The sequence below is a fragment of the Aciduricibacillus chroicocephali genome (assembly GCF_030762805.1).
Lineage (GTDB): Bacteria > Bacillota > Bacilli > Bacillales > Amphibacillaceae > Aciduricibacillus > Aciduricibacillus chroicocephali.
Genome location: NZ_CP129113.1, coordinates 1,622,989 through 1,639,402, shown reverse-complemented (window position 1 = coordinate 1,639,402; position 16,414 = coordinate 1,622,989). Strand labels below are relative to the sequence as shown.

Here is a 16,414-nt window from a genome sequence, read left to right as displayed (position 1 = left end):
ATAGGGTTATAACGGGAAGTGCATATTAAGTTCATATGTGGAATGAAAATAAATCAAACAAAATACTTTAATGTTAAAATATTTAATGTTATATTATATATATGCCAATTAAAAGGAGATCTGATTTCATGGGTAAACTTGAAGGCAAAGTTGCTGTCATTACCGGCGGAGCAGGCGGGATTGGCAATGGGATGGCAAGAGCGATGGCCAAGGAAGGTGCTAAGCTTGCCATCGTAGATTTAAATGAAGAAGCTGGCAATGAGACATTGAAGCAATTGCAAGACATACAGCCTGATTCTATATTCATTCAGGCTAACCTTGCAGAACATGAGAAATTAAATAATATTATTGATGAAGTCGTTGGGCAATTTGGAAAGTTGGACATTCTTGTTAATAATGCCCATGCGTCGCGCAATATGTCATTTGCAGAGACGACAAAAAAAGAACTTGATCTGTCATTTGATACAGGATTCTATCCGACCTTCTATTTGATGCAGGCAGCCTTGCCGTATCTGAAAGAAACAAAGGGTAAAGTGATTAATTTTGCTTCGGGAGCGGGCATCAATGGGGACGCAAATCAAGCTTCCTATGCTGCTGCCAAAGAAGCAATCCGTGCCATTTCGCGTGTATCTGCGAATGAATGGGGACCATTTGGCATTAATGTCAACTTGATTTCACCTATTGCGAAGTCCCCAGGTATGGAAGCATGGGCCGAAGAACATCCGGATTATTACGAAGCCATGCTGAAAAAGATTCCAATGCGCCGTGTCGGAGATATTGAGAAGGATATCGGACGCGTCGCCGTATTCCTGGCTAGTGAAGATTCAGATTATATGACTGGCCAGACAATGATGGTGGACGGCGGATCCATCATGTTGCGCTAATGGCTAAACAACAAGACAATGTGTTCGAACTGATCCGGACAGTAGAACAGTTTTCCAATGAAATGATCGTCCGCTGGACAAGATCATTTCCGCAGAATTTAGGTATTTCTCCAATTCTCGTATTGCATCAATTAGATGAACATGGAGCTTTGAAACAGACAGAACTCGCGAATATGCTTGGATATACACCTGGCGCCATGACGAATATCGCCAACCGTCTTTTAAAGGAAGGGTTTGCGAGTCGTGAGCGGGATGAGCAGGATCGTCGTATTGTCCGGCTGGCACTTACACCAGATGGTAAAGATTTCCTGAAGAAAGCTCATGAAAAAGGTGCACAGTTAAGACAAGAAGTATTTGAAAAGCTTGATAAAAACGAGCTCGATGAATATTTGCGTATTCAAAAGAAATTGGTCGGCATCTTAGAAGAACTTGAATAGTTGAAGGAGTAGATTAGAATGGGAAGATTGGAAAACAAAGTAGCATTGCTTACAGGAGCGGCATCAGGAATTGGTCTTTCAACTGCACAACTGATGGCAAAAGAAGGAGCAAAAGTTGTAATCGCCGATTATAACGAAGAAGGTGCTAAGAAAGCAGCTGAAGATATTAAAGCCGATGGAGGAGAAGCATCAGGTATCTTCCTCGACGCATCAAAAGCTGATTCAATTAAAGAAGCAGTTGACTTCACAGTTGAGAAATACGGCACCCTTACAATTATGCATAACCACGTTGGCCTTACAAATCTGAAGAAGGACCTTGATGTCGTCAACATTGATTTGGATGAATGGGATCGCTTGATGAACGTGAATACAAAGAGTGCGCTTCTTGGCAGTCGTTATGCGATACCTCATATGCAAAAAGCTGGTGGAGGCTCTATCATTAATACAGTCTCAATTGGCGCAATTGACGGTGATTCTACTCGTACTGCTTATGGTGCTTCGAAGGCAGCTGTTGCAAATATGACAAAGTACATTGCTGCACAGTACGGCAAAGACAACATTCGCTGCAACTCCATTGCGCCAGGGTTGATTCTTACCCCATCAGCAGAGGAAAACTTGCCTCAGCAAGTACGTGAAATCTTCCTTAAGTACAACGCACTTCCATATCATGGCCAGCCAGAAGATATCGGACATGCGGCAGTATATCTCGCATCAGATGAGTCTAAATTCATGACAGGACAAATGCTAGTGATTGATGGAGGCTATACGATTACAAACCCGGTCATCGCTGACTTTAACAAATTGATGAATAGCTAATAATAGTAGAACCCGCTGGAAATATTATATTTCCAGCGGGTTCTTTTGACTTTGGAATAAATGTCCTTGTCCTAAATCCGACAACGTCTTGAAATGCTTATTCTATGATTGGACAGAATCGGCTGGAACAGGGGCCGGTTTTCCAAATAGATATCCCTGGAACAGCTTGAATCCTGCATTTTTTAGCCAAATGAAATCCTCTTCCTCTTCGACTCCTTCAGCGAGTGTGATCGAGCCGACGGATTCAGCGGTGTTAAGAATATGAAGAGCGGCTTTTTGTTTATCGGCATCATGAGAAACGCCTTGAACAAATTTCATGTCCAGCTTCATATAATGTGGCTGCAATTCTTTTATTGTATCAGCATCATTGAAACCGGCACCTACATCATCCAATGCATATAAAAAGCCTTTTTCCCTGTAAAAGTCGAGAATTTCTTTTAAATGATCCATATCTGACACTTTCTCTGTTTCAACAACTTCAAAAACAAACTTTGAAGGAGATAGATTAAGACTATGTGCCAGTTGGACAGTTGTTCGCAAACAATGTTCTGGAGAATAGATAGATGTCGGAATAAAATTGATGAACACCTTTTCCGGTGCTTTCCCGGATTGTTTAACCGCGTTCGTCCTGCATATTCGATCAAGTGCATATGTGCGGTTTCTGCTTCGTGCTGATTGGAATGCCTCGTATGGGGATACAGGCGCTCCATCTTCTGAAGTGAAACGGGCGAGCATTTCATGTGCATATATATTTTTGTCAGCATCAATGATCGGCTGGTAATGGAACTGGACAAGCTCCTCACTGATCACCTTGTCAATCCAGCGGTTTTCAAGCAATCCGAGTGCTTCCTCAAACGGCTGCCAGTCTGATGAGGTAAGCCGGAATCGAATATTCTTCAGGTCCATATGGTCGAGAAAGTAATCATACAGGCCTCGTACAGCTTCTTCTTTGACAAGCAACAGATCATCATGATTTCGAAGCAACATGCCTTTTGATGTTAAATGCCGGACAATTGCGGGTATATGTAATTGGTTTTCGGCACTTGTGAATTGTATCTGATAAGCAAGGGGCCTTGGGGCGCATGCATCACAAAATGACATAAAATTATCCTTTCCAACTTTAGTCGTAATTCATTTGCTGTATATACGAGAATGCAAATTGTGTTTACATAGTACATTTAACCCGGTTGAAATACAACTTTTTGTTCTATATACTCAAATGAAATTCTTAAGTTCAGGCAATTGAGTGTGAACGTTTCAAAAACAGGCATTATTCAGTACTTTTTTAGGTGTTAACGTTATAATGATGAGAACAATATAAGAGAACGGAGGTGACTGAATGACAGGAAAATCCGATAATCTCATTCTCTTTCCGAAATGGAAAAAACGGCTGGAGAATGAAAGTTTGGCTGCGCTTAAAGAAAAGCGCTACAGCGAGGCACTGGAGAAGCTGGATCTGCTCATTTATTATAATGAAGCAAGCAGTGAAATCCATGTCGGGAAACTGATTTGCCTCATGGAACTTGGTGAGTTTGGTGAAGCCCAGAGTGAAGTCGAATCATTGCTTGAAAGCGAGGATGATGGCTTCTACGATTATATGCATATCTATTTGACCCTATTATTTCAGACAGACCAGCATGACTTGCTCGTTGAGACAGTGGATGAAGTGCTGGAGCGTCCCGATTTGCCAAGTTCAATGAAGGAGCAGTACCAGCAATTATATGCAATCAGCGAAAACATGCGCAGTGATCTTTCGGACAGAAAATGGAAGGAAGATATGTCATCATTGATCGAAGCTGTACAGGCCGAAGACCATCGACGTCAATGGGGACTTATTGAAGAAATGCGCAAGACGAGAATAGAACCAGATCATTTCATTCAAGAGATGCTTCTTGATGATACTGTGCATCCGGTAACAAAGACCGCTATTCTCCTCTGGCTGAAGGACCGCAATCATGAGGGACCTATAGGTTTGAAAAAATTTGGCCATTATCTTGAGGTCGTACCGAATGATTTGCCGACGCTTGGTCAATTCGAACTTGGATTAAGAGTCCGGAATCTATTGAAAGAAACAGAACAGCAAGATCCTACACGCTATGGTTTAATGATGGAAGCTCTGGAAAGATATTTGTACGTTCTGTATCCATTTAATGAACCGGAACGCAACCCGGAATGCATCGTGCATGCCCTTCGATTCGCATCAGGAAATGACATAGTGGAAGAAGGCAGCTCAAACTGCTCGCAATACATAGAAGAATTGAACACTTGCCAAGCTCTCTACCTGACAATCATAGGGACATAGGAGAAATGCTTGAAAGGCAAGATAGATATGTTATAATGTAATGGTTGCAAATCTGCATGTGTAAGTACTTAAGTTGAATTGCTGAACGTGACAGGACACATAGATGTTGGAGGGAACAGTATGTCTGCTAAATTTGAAAAACAAGAAGGTAACGTTGGAGTACTGACTTTTGAAGTTTCATCAGAAAGATTCGAAGAGGCTCTTGATACGGCTTTCAATAAAGTCGTTAAGCAAGTAAGCGTACCTGGATTCCGTAAAGGTAAAATGCCACGTGGCATGTTTGAAAAGCGCTTTGGCGTTGAATCACTCTATCAGGATGCAATTGATGCTGTACTTCCATCTGCATATCCTGAAGCTGTTAAAGAAGCTGGTATTGAGCCAGTTGATCAGCCTTCAATCGACGTTGAAGAAATTGAACGCGGCAAAGGCATCGTTTTCAAAGCTGAAGTTACAGTCAAGCCGGAAGTTGAACTTGGCGAATACAAAGGCCTTGAAGTAGAAGTTGAATCTGTTGAAGTAACTGATGAAGAAGTTGATCAGGCAATCGATCAGGTTCGCAATCAGCAAGCAGAGCTTGTTGTTAAAGAAGAAGGCGAAATCGTTGAAGGCGATACTGCTGTTATCGATTTCGAAGGCTTCCATAATGGGGAAGCTTTTGAAGGCGGCAAAGGCGACAACTATTCTCTTGAAATCGGCTCTGGCCAGTTCATTCCTGGATTCGAAGAGCAGCTTGTTGGCAAGAAGTCCGGAGAAGATACTGAAGTAAAAGTAACATTCCCTGAAGACTATCATGAAACAAGCCTTGCAGGTCAGGAAGCTACTTTCAAAGTTCATATTCATGAAATCAAAGAAAAAGAAGTTCCTGAGCTTGATGATGAGTTTGCAAAAGACCAGGATGCTGAAAGTGTTGCTGATCTTAAAGCAAAAACTCGTGAAAAGCTTGAAGCGGATAAAAAGCAGGCAGCTGAAAACGCTAAGCGTGAAGCATTGCTTGAGCAAGCTACTGACAACGCAAAAGTTGATATCCCAGAAGCAATGGTAGAAACTGAAACTGACCGTATGGTTCAGGAATTCGAACAGCGCTTGCAAATGCAAGGTATGACACTTGATCTTTACACTCAATTCTCTGGCCAGTCAGTTGACGATCTTCGCGGCCAAATGAAAGAAAATGCTTCTGAACGTGTTAAGACTAACCTCGTTCTTGAAGCAATCTTCGAACAAGAGAATCTTGAAGTGTCAGATGAAGATGCTAACAAAGAGCTTGAGCAAATGGCTGAAATGTACCAAACAGACGTTGAACAGCTTAAAGCTATGCTTGGTGGCAACACTGAAATGATCAAGGAAGACCTTAAATACCGCAAAGCAATTGAATTCCTTGATGAACAAAGCAAAACAAAATAAGCAATTTATGACTATATGAAATAAAAAGTAAAACAAGATGCCGTTCAGTTGCATCTTGTTTTACTTTTTTGTCTATAATGCGTATAATACGGCAATAAATGAACGACAGCATGAATGAAATACGTAATGTGAAAGCAGTAAATGCAGTATAATGAATGACGGCACCCTGCCAGATTTTATGCTTTTAAATGTTGTTCGAAACGTTCTATCTCTGTTTGAATCATATATTCAAATAGGAAACTTTTGCTGTGATGTGTATCGTTTTGTTTTGCATACTATTTTTGGTATGATATGTTTAATTGAAATGATTGCAATGCGGATTTGATGGTGGCAAGTAAGTTTTATTTTAGGGGTGAATTGGTATGTTTAAATTTAACGAAGAGAAAGGGCAGCTCAAATGCTCATTCTGCGGAAAAGGCCAGGAGCAGGTCCGCAAACTTGTAGCTGGACCCGGCGTATATATATGTGATGAATGCATCGAGTTGTGCACAGAGATTGTTGAAGAGGAACTGGGTACGGAAGAAGAACCGGAATTCAAAGAACTTCCGAAACCTGCACAGATCCGCCAAACTCTCGATGAGTATGTAATCGGACAGGACAATGCCAAGAAGAGTCTGGCTGTTGCTGTATATAACCATTACAAGCGAATTAATTCACCACAGTATGGTGGCGATGTCGAACTATCTAAGTCCAATATCGCTATCCTTGGGCCAACTGGTAGCGGTAAGACACTTCTTGCTCAAACACTTGCCCGTATTCTTGATGTTCCTTTCGCTATGGCGGATGCGACTTCACTTACAGAAGCAGGCTATGTTGGGGAAGACGTTGAGAACATTCTTCTAAAACTGATTCAAGCTGCTGACTATGATATTGAAAAAGCTGAAAAAGGCATCATCTATATCGATGAAATTGATAAAGTTGCCCGTAAATCTGAGAACCCGTCCATTACACGTGACGTTTCCGGTGAAGGTGTACAGCAAGCGCTCTTGAAAATCCTTGAAGGAACTGTTGCGAGCGTACCGCCTCAAGGTGGAAGAAAGCACCCTCATCAGGAGTTCATTCAGATTGATACAACGAATGTACTTTTCATCGTAGGTGGAGCATTTGATGGAATCGATCAGATCATCAAGCGTCGTCTCGGCAAGAAAGTAATCGGCTTTGGTGCGGATACAAAATCCGAAGACTTTGAACAGAACGTTCTGCTTTCCAAGGTATTGCCTGAAGATTTGCAGAGCTACGGTCTGATTCCAGAATTCATTGGACGTCTCCCGGTTATCGCAAGTCTTGAGCCGCTTGATGTGAAAGCACTTGTTGATATTTTGACGAAGCCAAAAAATGCACTCGTCAAGCAATATCAGAAGCTGTTTGAAATCGACGGTGTCGAGCTTGATTTCGAGGAAGGCGCTCTTGAAGAAATCGCGAAAAAGGCGATAGAACGTAAGACAGGTGCCCGTGGACTCCGCTCCATTATCGAAAACATCATGCTTGAAGTAATGTTTGAACTGCCTTCACGTGATGATATCGAGAAATGCATCGTTACGAAAGAAACAGTTACAGAGGAAGACGGAGCACCGAAGCTTGTCCTTAAAGACGGAACGGTTGCCAGCTCAAAAGACAGTCTTCCAAAGGAAAGTGCATAAGTAAACTCGGTAAGTTGAGAGGTCAGCCCTGCTTATTGCAAGAAGGACAAATCGGACCTTAAGGGGCAGCTTCCCATTTGGGAGGGAGGTCCCTCCACCTTATTTGAGATGCGGACTTACTGCTCGTCAATCTGCGATAATATTCAATAATAAAGAGACCGGCCGGGATGCAATGATTTTGCGAATGCTCTCTGCCGGTCTCTTTCATTCTTTTAATGGGTAACTTGCCCTAAGTCTGCCGAAAACAAGGTTAATTGTGCAGGCGCAGGGAATACTGTTCTACATATGACTGAAATAACTGTAACTGTTTAATATACATACTACAGCAATGATTCATGGAGGTATGCCGAATGACAACAGATAATAAAATACTCCCTCTAATGGCTTTGCGCGGATTGGTCATCTATCCATCAATGGTTGTCCACCTTGATGTCGGACGCGACCGCTCCGTCGCTGCGCTTCAGCAGGCAATGCTCGGGGAACAATGCATATTCCTCTCTGCACAAAAAGAATCTGCAACCGACGATCCTGAAAAAGACGATATTTATGAAATTGGTACCATTGCAAAAGTGACACAGATGATTAAACTGCCGAATGACACTTTCCGCATCTTGGTCGAAGGTGAAACACGAGCGAAAATTCTTCGTTATACCGATCAGGAAAGTTATTTGGAAGTAGAGTATGAAGAACTGGCAGAGGATTCAGGGGATTCGCACGAGGAAGAAGCGTATGCTCGCGCTCTTTATGAGCAATTTGAACAGTATGTGCAAGTTTCTCGCAAAATCAATAAAGATACATTGGAATCTGTCTCTGACATTACAGAGCCGGCACGTATGACAGACGTGATTTCGGTCCACTTGCCGCTCAAACTTAAAGAAAAACAGAATCTGCTGGAAACATCGAACACGATTAAGCGGATGAAACGCCTCATTGAATACATTGCAGATGAAAAGAAAGTATTGGAGATTGAAAAGAAGATTTCTCAGCGTGTTAAGTCCTCAATGGACAAGACGCAAAAAGAATATTATTTGCGCGAACAGCTGAAGGCCATCCAGAAAGAACTTGGTGAAAACGAAGGCAAAACTGGCGAAATCGGTGAGCTTGCAGAACGTATCGAGAACTCTGATATGCCAGACCGCATTAGAGAAGTTGCGAAAAAAGAGCTTGATCGCTATGAGCGCATACCGCAGAACTCTGGTGAAAGCTCTGTAATCCGCAACTATTTGGACTGGCTGCTAGCACTCCCATGGACTAAGAAGACAAAAGCAGAAATTGAGTTATCTCATGCTGAAGACATTCTGAACAAAGAGCATTATGGCTTGGAGAAAGTGAAAGAGCGGATTCTTGAATATCTGGCAGTACAGAAATTGACAGAATCGATTCGCGGACCGATCCTTTGCCTTGTAGGACCTCCAGGAGTCGGTAAAACATCCCTAGTCAGATCCATTGCGGAGTCGATCAATCGTAATTTCGTCCGTATTTCTCTCGGTGGTGTACGAGATGAAGCGGAAATTCGCGGTCACCGTAGGACATATGTCGGCGCAATGCCAGGACGTATTCTGCAAGGTATGAAGCGTGCGGAAACTGTGAATCCGGTTATCCTCCTCGATGAAATTGACAAGATGTCGAACGATTTCCGTGGTGATCCATCTTCTGCAATGCTGGAAGTGCTCGATCCGGAACAGAACCGTAATTTCAGCGATCATTATATTGAAGAGACGTATGATCTTTCAAATGTTCTTTTCATTGCGACAGCTAACTATGTGAATAACATTCCAGGTCCGCTTCTTGACCGGATGGAAGTCATTTCACTGGCTGGTTATACAGAAGTTGAGAAACAACATATCGCTAAAGAACATCTTTTGCCGAAACAGATTAAAGAGAATGGATTGAAAAAATCTCAGCTGCAAATCAGAGATGATGCGTTGCTGACACTCATACGCACATATACGCGAGAAGCTGGTGTTCGTGGGCTTGAGCGCATGATTGCGACACTTTGCCGAAAAGCAGCGAGAATCATTATTTCAGAGGATAAAAAGCGTGTCGTCGTTTCTAATAAGAACCTTGAAGAATTCCTCGGCAAACCGTATTTCCGATACGGACAGATGGAAAATGAAAACCAGGTCGGAACAGCGACAGGACTTGCCTATACAGCTGCAGGGGGAGACATTCTTCCGATTGAAGTTACCTACTATGCAGGCAAAGGAAAACTGACCTTGACAGGGAAGCTTGGAGATGTCATGCAGGAGTCGGCTCAAGCTGCATTCAGCTATGTGCGTTCCCGTGCTGAAGAATTGGATATTGACCCGGATTTTTATGAAAAGTATGATATTCATATACACGTTCCGGAAGGCGCAACGCCGAAAGATGGTCCTTCCGCCGGAATCACGATTGCTACAGCACTTGTTTCTGCACTGACAAAACGTGCAGTTAGAAGAGAAGTAGGCATGACTGGGGAGATTACATTGCGAGGGCGCGTTCTGCCTATAGGCGGGCTTAAAGAGAAGTCGATGAGTGCACATAGAGCGGGAATTACAACAATTATCATACCGGAAGACAACGCGCGTGATATTGATGATATTCCAGAAAGCGTCCGCAAAGACCTGACATTCATTAAGGTGAAGCATTTGGACGAGGTATTGAAACACGCATTAGTTTAGAGGGGAATGGCATTCATGAAAGTAACACAAGCCGAAATTATCATTAGCGCAGTAAGCGAGAAACAGTATCCGGGAGAGCAGATTCCTGAATTTGCACTCGCGGGCAGATCAAACGTAGGGAAGTCATCTTTTATTAATAAGATGATCCAGCGTAAGAACTTGGCACGGACTTCTTCTAAGCCTGGAAAAACACAAACATTGAATTTCTATAAAATCAATGATGCATTTCACTTCGTCGATGTGCCGGGCTACGGTTACGCGAAGGTCTCCAAGAAAGAAAGAGAAAAATGGGGCCATATGCTTGAAGAGTATTTCACGAAACGCAAACAGCTTCGGGCTGCATTGCTTGTAACAGATATTAGGCATGCACCGACAAAAGACGATTGTATTATGTATGATTTCCTATTGCATTACGAGCTGCCGATCATTGTCATTGCTACAAAGCTTGACAAGATTCCTAAAGGGAAGCGGCAAGCTCATTTGAAACGGACACGTGAGACACTTGGTATGCGAGGGGAAGATCCAATCATTCCTTTCTCTTCCGAAACGGGAGAGGGCAAGGATGAAGCATGGCGCTTGCTTGAATCATATATGTAAGAAAAAGACGGCAGAATGTTACAATTCTGCCGTCTTTCGCATGAATATTATTCATCAAACTGTTGCTTTTGCGGGAAAATAGTCGGGTAAACATGTTATAATAAATACAGAACGTCGCAGTACGGGTGAAACACGGAAGGCTTTATTTTTTGGGGGTAGATAGTGTGCATATTATAAAAGTCGGCTTGAATTACAGAACAGCCCCAGTTGAAATTCGTGAGAAACTGGCCTTTTCCGAGGATGCGGTCGACGGTGCCATGATCCATCTTAATTTGCAGAAGAGCATTCTTGAGAATGTAATTATTTCAACGTGCAATCGCACTGAGATTTATGTTGTTGCCGACCAGCTACATACTGGCCGTTATTATATTAAACAATTCCTTTCCGATTGGTTTGAAATTGATAAGGAAAGTTTTTTGCCATATCTTGTCATTGAAGAAAATGATGCGGCGATTGAACATTTGTTCCGTGTTGCATCAGGTCTCGACTCCATGGTCCTTGGTGAAACTCAAATCCTCGGTCAGGTGAGGGATGCGTTTCTCACTGCGCAAAAATCGCGGACGACTGGAACGATTTTCAATGAGTTGTTCAAGCAGGCGATCACATTTGCAAAACGGGCTCACAAAGAGACCGCGATCGGTGAACATGCTGTTTCAATTAGCTACGCTGCTGTCCAGCTTGCGAAGTCGGCGCTTTCCGGTTCGCTGAAGGACAAGCATGTCGCAGTCCTTGGTGCCGGTAAGATGGGCACCCTTTCACTCAAAAACTTGAGTGCTGCTGGACCCGCTCGGTTAAGTATCCTTAACCGGACTTATGAGAAAGCTGCTGTTCTCGCTTCCGAAACAGGGGCAGAGGCGGTTCCGTATGAGAAACTGGGAGACTTGTTGCAAGAGGCGGATGTTCTCATCAGCTCAACAGGCGCCCCTGACATTGTCCTTCATATGAAACAGGTCAAAGAGATTCTTTCCAAGCGAAGAAATCCTTCAGATTTGATTATGATCGATATTGCAGTACCGCGTGATATTGATTCAGGTATCGCCGGGCTTGATGGTGTGAAGCTTTATGATATCGACAACTTGCAGGATATCGTTGATGAAAACCTTGAAGCACGTAAAAAAGCCGCTAATGAAGTTGAAGCGATGCTAGAGGAAGAAATCGTTGCATTTAATGGTTGGTTGGCGACATTAGGTGTCGTACCGATCATCTCTGCATTGCGAGACAAGGCGCTTGCGATCCAGGCTGAAACGATGAATAGTATTGAGCGGAAAATGCCAGATCTGACAACGCGCGAAAAGAAAGTATTGAATAAACATACAAAAAGCATTATTAACCAAATGTTGAAAGAGCCAATCAGACAAGCGAAGGAATTGGCGACGAGCGAGAATCCCGAGGAATCACTTGCTTTGTTTATGAAAATTTTCGGGATTGATGAAGCTGTTAAGAATGATTTGGCATCATCCCGGGAACAGGGGAATCCAGTAGCCTTCGGAGCTGGCAATTCCGGAATCCTGACTTTTTCGCTTGCGGACCGTATCACGTCCGGACAGTAGGACTTTTTAAAAAATCGAACCAGAGGCGCCTGCCGCACAGGATAAGGCAGCCTCTGGTTCATTCATATGAAATCATTTCATTTTGACATACTGCTGAGGGGGAAACGGTATTTATGCGCAAAATCATTGTAGGAACGAGAAAAAGCAATCTTGCTGTTACACAGACGGAGTGGGTCATCGACCAGTTGAAAAAAGCTGGCGTGCAAAATGAATTTGAACTTAAAAAAATCGTCACACGCGGGGATCGGATTCTCGATGTCACTTTGAACAAAGTCGGTGGTAAGGGGCTCTTTGTCAAAGAAATTGAACAGGCAATGTATGATAAGGAAATTGATTTTGCCGTACACAGTATGAAAGACATGCCTGCAATCTTGCCGGATGGATTGATGATCAGCTGTATTCCTGTACGTGAAGATCATCGGGATGCTTTCATTTCCAAAAGCGGTAAGAAACTGATGGAACTGCCGGAAGGAGCAATTGTCGGCACGAGCAGTCTGCGCCGTTCCGCGCAATTGTTGCAGGCGAGGCCTGACCTGAACATTAAATGGATTCGCGGTAATATCGAAACACGCATGCGCAAGATGGAAGAAGAGGATTATGATGCAATCATTCTTGCTGTTTCAGGGTTGAAGCGCGTCGGTAAAAGTGAAGACATGATTACAGAATATCTTGATCCGGAAGTATGTATTCCTGCAGTTGGCCAAGGTGCACTCGCAATTGAATCTCGTGTAGATGATAAAGAACTTCTAGAATTGCTCGATCGGATTAATGACGAATATACGACACGGACAGTGGAGGCAGAGCGTACTTTCCTCCGTCTTCTGGAAGGTGGCTGCCAAATTCCTATCGGTGGTTTTGCTCATTTGGAAGGGGAAGAGGTTGTACTTACAGCATTTGTCGGTACACCAGATGGTTCCACAATGTTAAAAGAGACAGTACGCGCCGCCACGCCGCAGGAAGCTGGTAAGATTGCTGCAGATAAACTCATCGCTCGAGGAGCAAAAGATATTGTAGAGCGCGTAAAAGCGGAGAATGAGAGCCAATGAAACCTCTCCAAGGCAAGAAGATTCTTGTGACGAGAGAGGCATCCCAGGCAAAGGCTTTTTCCAGGCAAATTGCTTTGGCCGGTGGCATTCCGGTTGAGCTACCCCTTCTTGAAATAAATTGCTCACAGCGTGCAGAAAATTTGCCGATTTGGCAAAGACTTGATTCGTACAGCTGGATTTTATTTACGAGTGCAAATGGGGTTGATTGCTTTTTTAGACAACTTGAGGCGTTGAAAATACCGGCGAACCGATTCGCATCAGCGAAAATTGGCGTTGTCGGTCACAAAACTGAGAACGCATTAAAAGAGCATGGCAAACACGCTGATTTCATCCCGTCAGTATATGATGCAGAAACGATGGGTCATGAATTTCTCCGTAAACATCCACGTCCAGGTACAATCCTGCTCGTCCGCGGGTCACGCTCCCGCGATGTGCTGCCACATCTGTTCGGCCGCGAGAATATTGCGTTTGATTCGCTTGAAGTATATGAAACTGTTTATAATAAAAGTATTGGCAGCAAACTGACCGAAACACTAGATGAAAATGAGTTTGCGTTTATCACATTTACTAGCCCATCTACAATTGAAGCATTTATAGACCTTGGTGGGCTGCCTCATCTTTTAGATACGAGTATTTGCTGCATTGGTACGACAACTGCTGAGAAAGCAGAATCATGTGGATTTGCCGATATCATCGTACCGGATGAGTTTACAATAGAAGGCATGGTTTCCGTGATGGGGCATGCTGTTACAGGAAAGGATTGATGAACGATGGCAGAAGATATGAAATTCAGAAGACACCGCAGATTGCGTTCATCTGCTGCGATGCGAGACTTAGTAAGAGAAACACATTTGCATGCAACAGACTTCATCTATCCGATATTCATTTTGGAAGGTGAAAATACGAAAAACGAAGTATCTTCCATGCCGGGTGTTTTCCAAATTACACTTGACCTTCTGGAAAAAGAGCTTCAGGAAGTGAAGGCACTAGGAATTCGCTCTGTCATTTTCTTTGGTGTGCCGAATGAGAAAGATGAGCAAGGTTCCGGTGCGTTTTCCGACGAAGGTATTATTCAGCGGGCAACACGCAAAGCGAAGGAAGTTGATCCTGAGTTGCTCGTTGTAGCTGATACATGCTTGTGCGAATATACTTCACATGGCCATTGCGGTGTCGTGCACGATGGCGATGTTGAAAACGACGAGTCCCTTGAACTGCTTGCGAAAACAGCCGTTTCCCAGGCAAAGGCAGGAGCAGATATTATCGCACCTTCCAATATGATGGACGGATTTGTAAAAGTGATCCGTGCTGCACTTGATGAAGCTGGTTTTAAAGAGATTCCAATTATGTCTTATGCAGTGAAATACGCATCGGCATACTACGGTCCTTTCCGCGATGCAGCAGATTCTACACCACAATTCGGTGATCGCAAGACTTATCAGATGGACCCGGCGAACCGCCTGGAAGCATTGAAAGAGGCTGAGACAGACCTTGCTGAAGGTGCGGACATGCTAATCGTAAAGCCTTCACTTGTTTATCTTGATGTCATGCGTGAAGTGCGCAATATGAGCAATGTCCCGCTTGTCGCCTATAATGTGAGCGGCGAATATGCGATGGTCAAAGCTGCTGCACTGAATGGCTGGATCGATGAAAAACGTGTTGTCCTTGAGACACTTCTATCGATGAAGCGAGCAGGTGCCAATATGATCATCACTTACCATGCGAAAGATGCGGCGAAATGGCTGCAGGAAGAAAATAACTAAAAACTGTCCCGAGGTGAAGTCTTTTGAAACAGTTCAATCAATCTATTGACGCATACAAAGAGGCTGTTGATCTCATGCCAGGCGGAGTGAACTCGCCTGTACGCGCATTCCGTTCTGTTGGCATGGATCCGATTTTCATGGAAAGTGGTAAAGGTTCGCATATCCGTGATATCGATGGCAATGAATATATTGACTATGTACTTAGCTGGGGTCCGCTCATTTTGGGCCATGCAGCTGATCATGTTGTTGAAGCTTTGAAAAAAGCAGCTGAAAAAGGGACAAGTTTTGGTGCGCCAACATTGCTTGAGAACGAACTGGCGAAGCTTGTCATCGACCGTGTCCCTTCTGTGGAAATGGTTCGTATGGTCAATTCAGGAACAGAAGCTACGATGAGTGTTCTCCGTCTTGCGCGTGGTTACACAGGACGCAATCTCATTTTGAAATTTGAAGGCTGCTACCACGGTCATGGTGACTCCTTGCTGATCAAGGCAGGTTCCGGTGTTGCTACACTAGGCCTTCCTGACAGTCCTGGTGTGCCAGAAGGTATTGCGAAAAATACGATCACAGTTCCATATAACGATATGGACAGCGTTCGTGAAGCTTTCAAGCAGTTCGGAGATGACATTGCTGGTGTTATCGTTGAACCTGTAGCAGGTAATATGGGCGTCGTGCCGCAACGCAATGATTTCCTTCAAGAGTTGCGTACAATCACTGAGCAGAACGGAACATTGCTAATCTTTGATGAAGTGATGACTGGCTTCCGTGTCGGTTACAATTGTGCACAGGGTTACTTTGGTGTCACACCTGATCTGACATGCCTCGGTAAAGTAATTGGCGGAGGTCTTCCTGTAGGTGCTTATGGTGGTAAACGTGAAATCATGGAACGAATTGCACCAGCAGGCGATATTTATCAGGCGGGTACACTTTCAGGAAACCCGCTCGCGATGACTGCAGGGTATGAAACATTGAAAGCTTTGACACCGGAAACATATGAGGAGATTAACAAAAAAGTCGATCGCCTCGCTGAAGGATTCCGTGTCGCTTCCGAAAAATATGACATTCCATTGCAAATCAACCGTGCCGGTTCAATGTTCGGAGTCTTCTTCACACATCAGGATGTTGTTGATTTTGCAACAGCAAGCACTTCTGATTTGGAGCGGTTCAGTTCCTATTATCGTGCGATGGCAGAAGAAGGGATCTTCCTGCCACCATCACAATTTGAAGGTCTGTTCCTCTCAACAGCTCACACAGATGAAGATATCGAAAAGACAGTAGAAGCGATTGACCGCACTTTTGCGAAATTGAAAAAATAGTTATGCTG

14 protein-coding genes are annotated in these 16,414 nt (G+C 43.7%); 13 read left to right on the top strand and 1 reads right to left on the bottom strand.

Features of this window, described 5'->3' with window-relative positions:
- Positions 1-128: 128 nt before the first annotated feature.
- Genes QR721_RS08640 through QR721_RS08630 form a run of 3 tightly spaced genes read left to right on the top strand, consistent with a single transcriptional unit; the run spans position 129 to position 2,137 of the window.
- Positions 129-884, top strand: coding sequence for an SDR family NAD(P)-dependent oxidoreductase (locus tag QR721_RS08640; protein WP_348025991.1), 756 nt, complete (start codon positions 129-131; stop codon positions 882-884).
- Entirely contained in the window at positions 884-1,321 is a 438-nt protein-coding gene (locus tag QR721_RS08635; protein WP_348025989.1) for a MarR family transcriptional regulator, read from the top strand. Before QR721_RS08640 ends, QR721_RS08635 begins: the two co-directional genes overlap by 1 nt.
- Before the next feature lie 18 nt (positions 1,322-1,339).
- Positions 1,340-2,137 (top strand): SDR family NAD(P)-dependent oxidoreductase, encoded by a 798-nt coding sequence (locus QR721_RS08630; RefSeq protein ID WP_348025987.1) that lies wholly within the window; start codon positions 1,340-1,342, stop codon positions 2,135-2,137.
- A 102-nt stretch (positions 2,138-2,239) separates the two neighbouring features.
- Here QR721_RS08630 and QR721_RS08625 read toward each other — a convergent pair whose 3' ends face one another.
- The gene (locus QR721_RS08625; protein ID WP_348025985.1) at positions 2,240-3,124 is read right to left on the bottom strand and encodes an EAL domain-containing protein; all 885 of its coding nucleotides are present in this window, start codon (positions 3,122-3,124) and stop codon (positions 2,240-2,242) included.
- Between the two features lie 352 nt (positions 3,125-3,476).
- On the opposite strand from QR721_RS08625, the gene QR721_RS08620 reads away from it, so the two are divergent.
- The 10 genes from QR721_RS08620 (at position 3,477) to hemL (ending at position 16,406) form a co-directional block, all read left to right on the top strand.
- On the top strand, positions 3,477-4,439 hold the full coding sequence (locus QR721_RS08620) for a tetratricopeptide repeat protein (protein ID WP_348025983.1): 963 nt from the start codon (positions 3,477-3,479) through the stop codon (positions 4,437-4,439).
- A gap of 120 nt (positions 4,440-4,559) precedes the next feature.
- A complete protein-coding gene (gene tig, locus QR721_RS08615) occupies positions 4,560-5,840 on the top strand; it encodes a trigger factor (protein WP_348025981.1) in 1,281 nt (426 codons plus the stop codon).
- A gap of 362 nt (positions 5,841-6,202) precedes the next feature.
- A complete protein-coding gene (clpX, locus tag QR721_RS08610) occupies positions 6,203-7,480 on the top strand; it encodes an ATP-dependent protease ATP-binding subunit ClpX (protein ID WP_348025978.1) in 1,278 nt (425 codons plus the stop codon).
- A gap of 350 nt (positions 7,481-7,830) precedes the next feature.
- A complete protein-coding gene (gene lon, locus QR721_RS08605) occupies positions 7,831-10,140 on the top strand; it encodes an endopeptidase La (protein ID WP_348025976.1) in 2,310 nt (769 codons plus the stop codon).
- Between the two features lie 15 nt (positions 10,141-10,155).
- Positions 10,156-10,737: a ribosome biogenesis GTP-binding protein YihA/YsxC gene (yihA, locus tag QR721_RS08600; RefSeq protein WP_348025974.1), complete on the top strand. Its 582-nt coding sequence runs from the start codon at positions 10,156-10,158 to the stop codon at positions 10,735-10,737.
- A 164-nt stretch (positions 10,738-10,901) separates the two neighbouring features.
- The gene (gene hemA, locus QR721_RS08595; RefSeq protein WP_348025972.1) at positions 10,902-12,287 is read left to right on the top strand and encodes a glutamyl-tRNA reductase; all 1,386 of its coding nucleotides are present in this window, start codon (positions 10,902-10,904) and stop codon (positions 12,285-12,287) included.
- A gap of 113 nt (positions 12,288-12,400) precedes the next feature.
- Positions 12,401-13,333 (top strand): hydroxymethylbilane synthase, encoded by a 933-nt coding sequence (gene hemC, locus QR721_RS08590; protein ID WP_348025970.1) that lies wholly within the window; start codon positions 12,401-12,403, stop codon positions 13,331-13,333.
- Complete coding sequence (locus QR721_RS08585; RefSeq protein WP_348025968.1) at positions 13,330-14,097, top strand: uroporphyrinogen-III synthase; 768 nt, start codon at positions 13,330-13,332, stop codon at positions 14,095-14,097. Before hemC ends, QR721_RS08585 begins: the two co-directional genes overlap by 4 nt.
- Before the next feature lie 6 nt (positions 14,098-14,103).
- A complete protein-coding gene (gene hemB, locus QR721_RS08580; RefSeq protein WP_348025966.1) occupies positions 14,104-15,093 on the top strand; it encodes a porphobilinogen synthase in 990 nt (329 codons plus the stop codon).
- Positions 15,094-15,167: 74 nt separating this feature from the next.
- A complete protein-coding gene (gene hemL / locus QR721_RS08575; RefSeq protein ID WP_431189540.1) occupies positions 15,168-16,406 on the top strand; it encodes a glutamate-1-semialdehyde 2,1-aminomutase in 1,239 nt (412 codons plus the stop codon).
- Positions 16,407-16,414: the final 8 nt, after the last annotated feature.

What these genes read in the sequence shown, in the direction of transcription:
- QR721_RS08640 (WP_348025991.1), top strand. Translation starts at nt 129, where the DNA reads ATGGGTAAACTTGAAGGCAAAGTTGCTGTCATTACCGGCGGAGCAGGC.
- QR721_RS08635 (WP_348025989.1), top strand. Translation starts at nt 884, where the DNA reads ATGGCTAAACAACAAGACAATGTGTTCGAACTGATCCGGACAGTAGAA.
- QR721_RS08630 (WP_348025987.1), top strand. Translation starts at nt 1,340, where the DNA reads ATGGGAAGATTGGAAAACAAAGTAGCATTGCTTACAGGAGCGGCATCA.
- QR721_RS08625 (WP_348025985.1), bottom strand. Translation starts at nt 3,124, where the DNA reads ATGTTGCTTCGAAATCATGATGATCTGTTGCTTGTCAAAGAAGAAGCT.
- QR721_RS08620 (WP_348025983.1), top strand. Translation starts at nt 3,477, where the DNA reads ATGACAGGAAAATCCGATAATCTCATTCTCTTTCCGAAATGGAAAAAA.
- tig (WP_348025981.1), top strand. Translation starts at nt 4,560, where the DNA reads ATGTCTGCTAAATTTGAAAAACAAGAAGGTAACGTTGGAGTACTGACT.
- clpX (WP_348025978.1), top strand. Translation starts at nt 6,203, where the DNA reads ATGTTTAAATTTAACGAAGAGAAAGGGCAGCTCAAATGCTCATTCTGC.
- lon (WP_348025976.1), top strand. Translation starts at nt 7,831, where the DNA reads ATGACAACAGATAATAAAATACTCCCTCTAATGGCTTTGCGCGGATTG.
- yihA (WP_348025974.1), top strand. Translation starts at nt 10,156, where the DNA reads ATGAAAGTAACACAAGCCGAAATTATCATTAGCGCAGTAAGCGAGAAA.
- hemC (WP_348025970.1), top strand. Translation starts at nt 12,401, where the DNA reads ATGCGCAAAATCATTGTAGGAACGAGAAAAAGCAATCTTGCTGTTACA.
- QR721_RS08585 (WP_348025968.1), top strand. Translation starts at nt 13,330, where the DNA reads ATGAAACCTCTCCAAGGCAAGAAGATTCTTGTGACGAGAGAGGCATCC.
- hemB (WP_348025966.1), top strand. Translation starts at nt 14,104, where the DNA reads ATGGCAGAAGATATGAAATTCAGAAGACACCGCAGATTGCGTTCATCT.
- hemL (WP_431189540.1), top strand. Translation starts at nt 15,168, where the DNA reads ATGCCAGGCGGAGTGAACTCGCCTGTACGCGCATTCCGTTCTGTTGGC.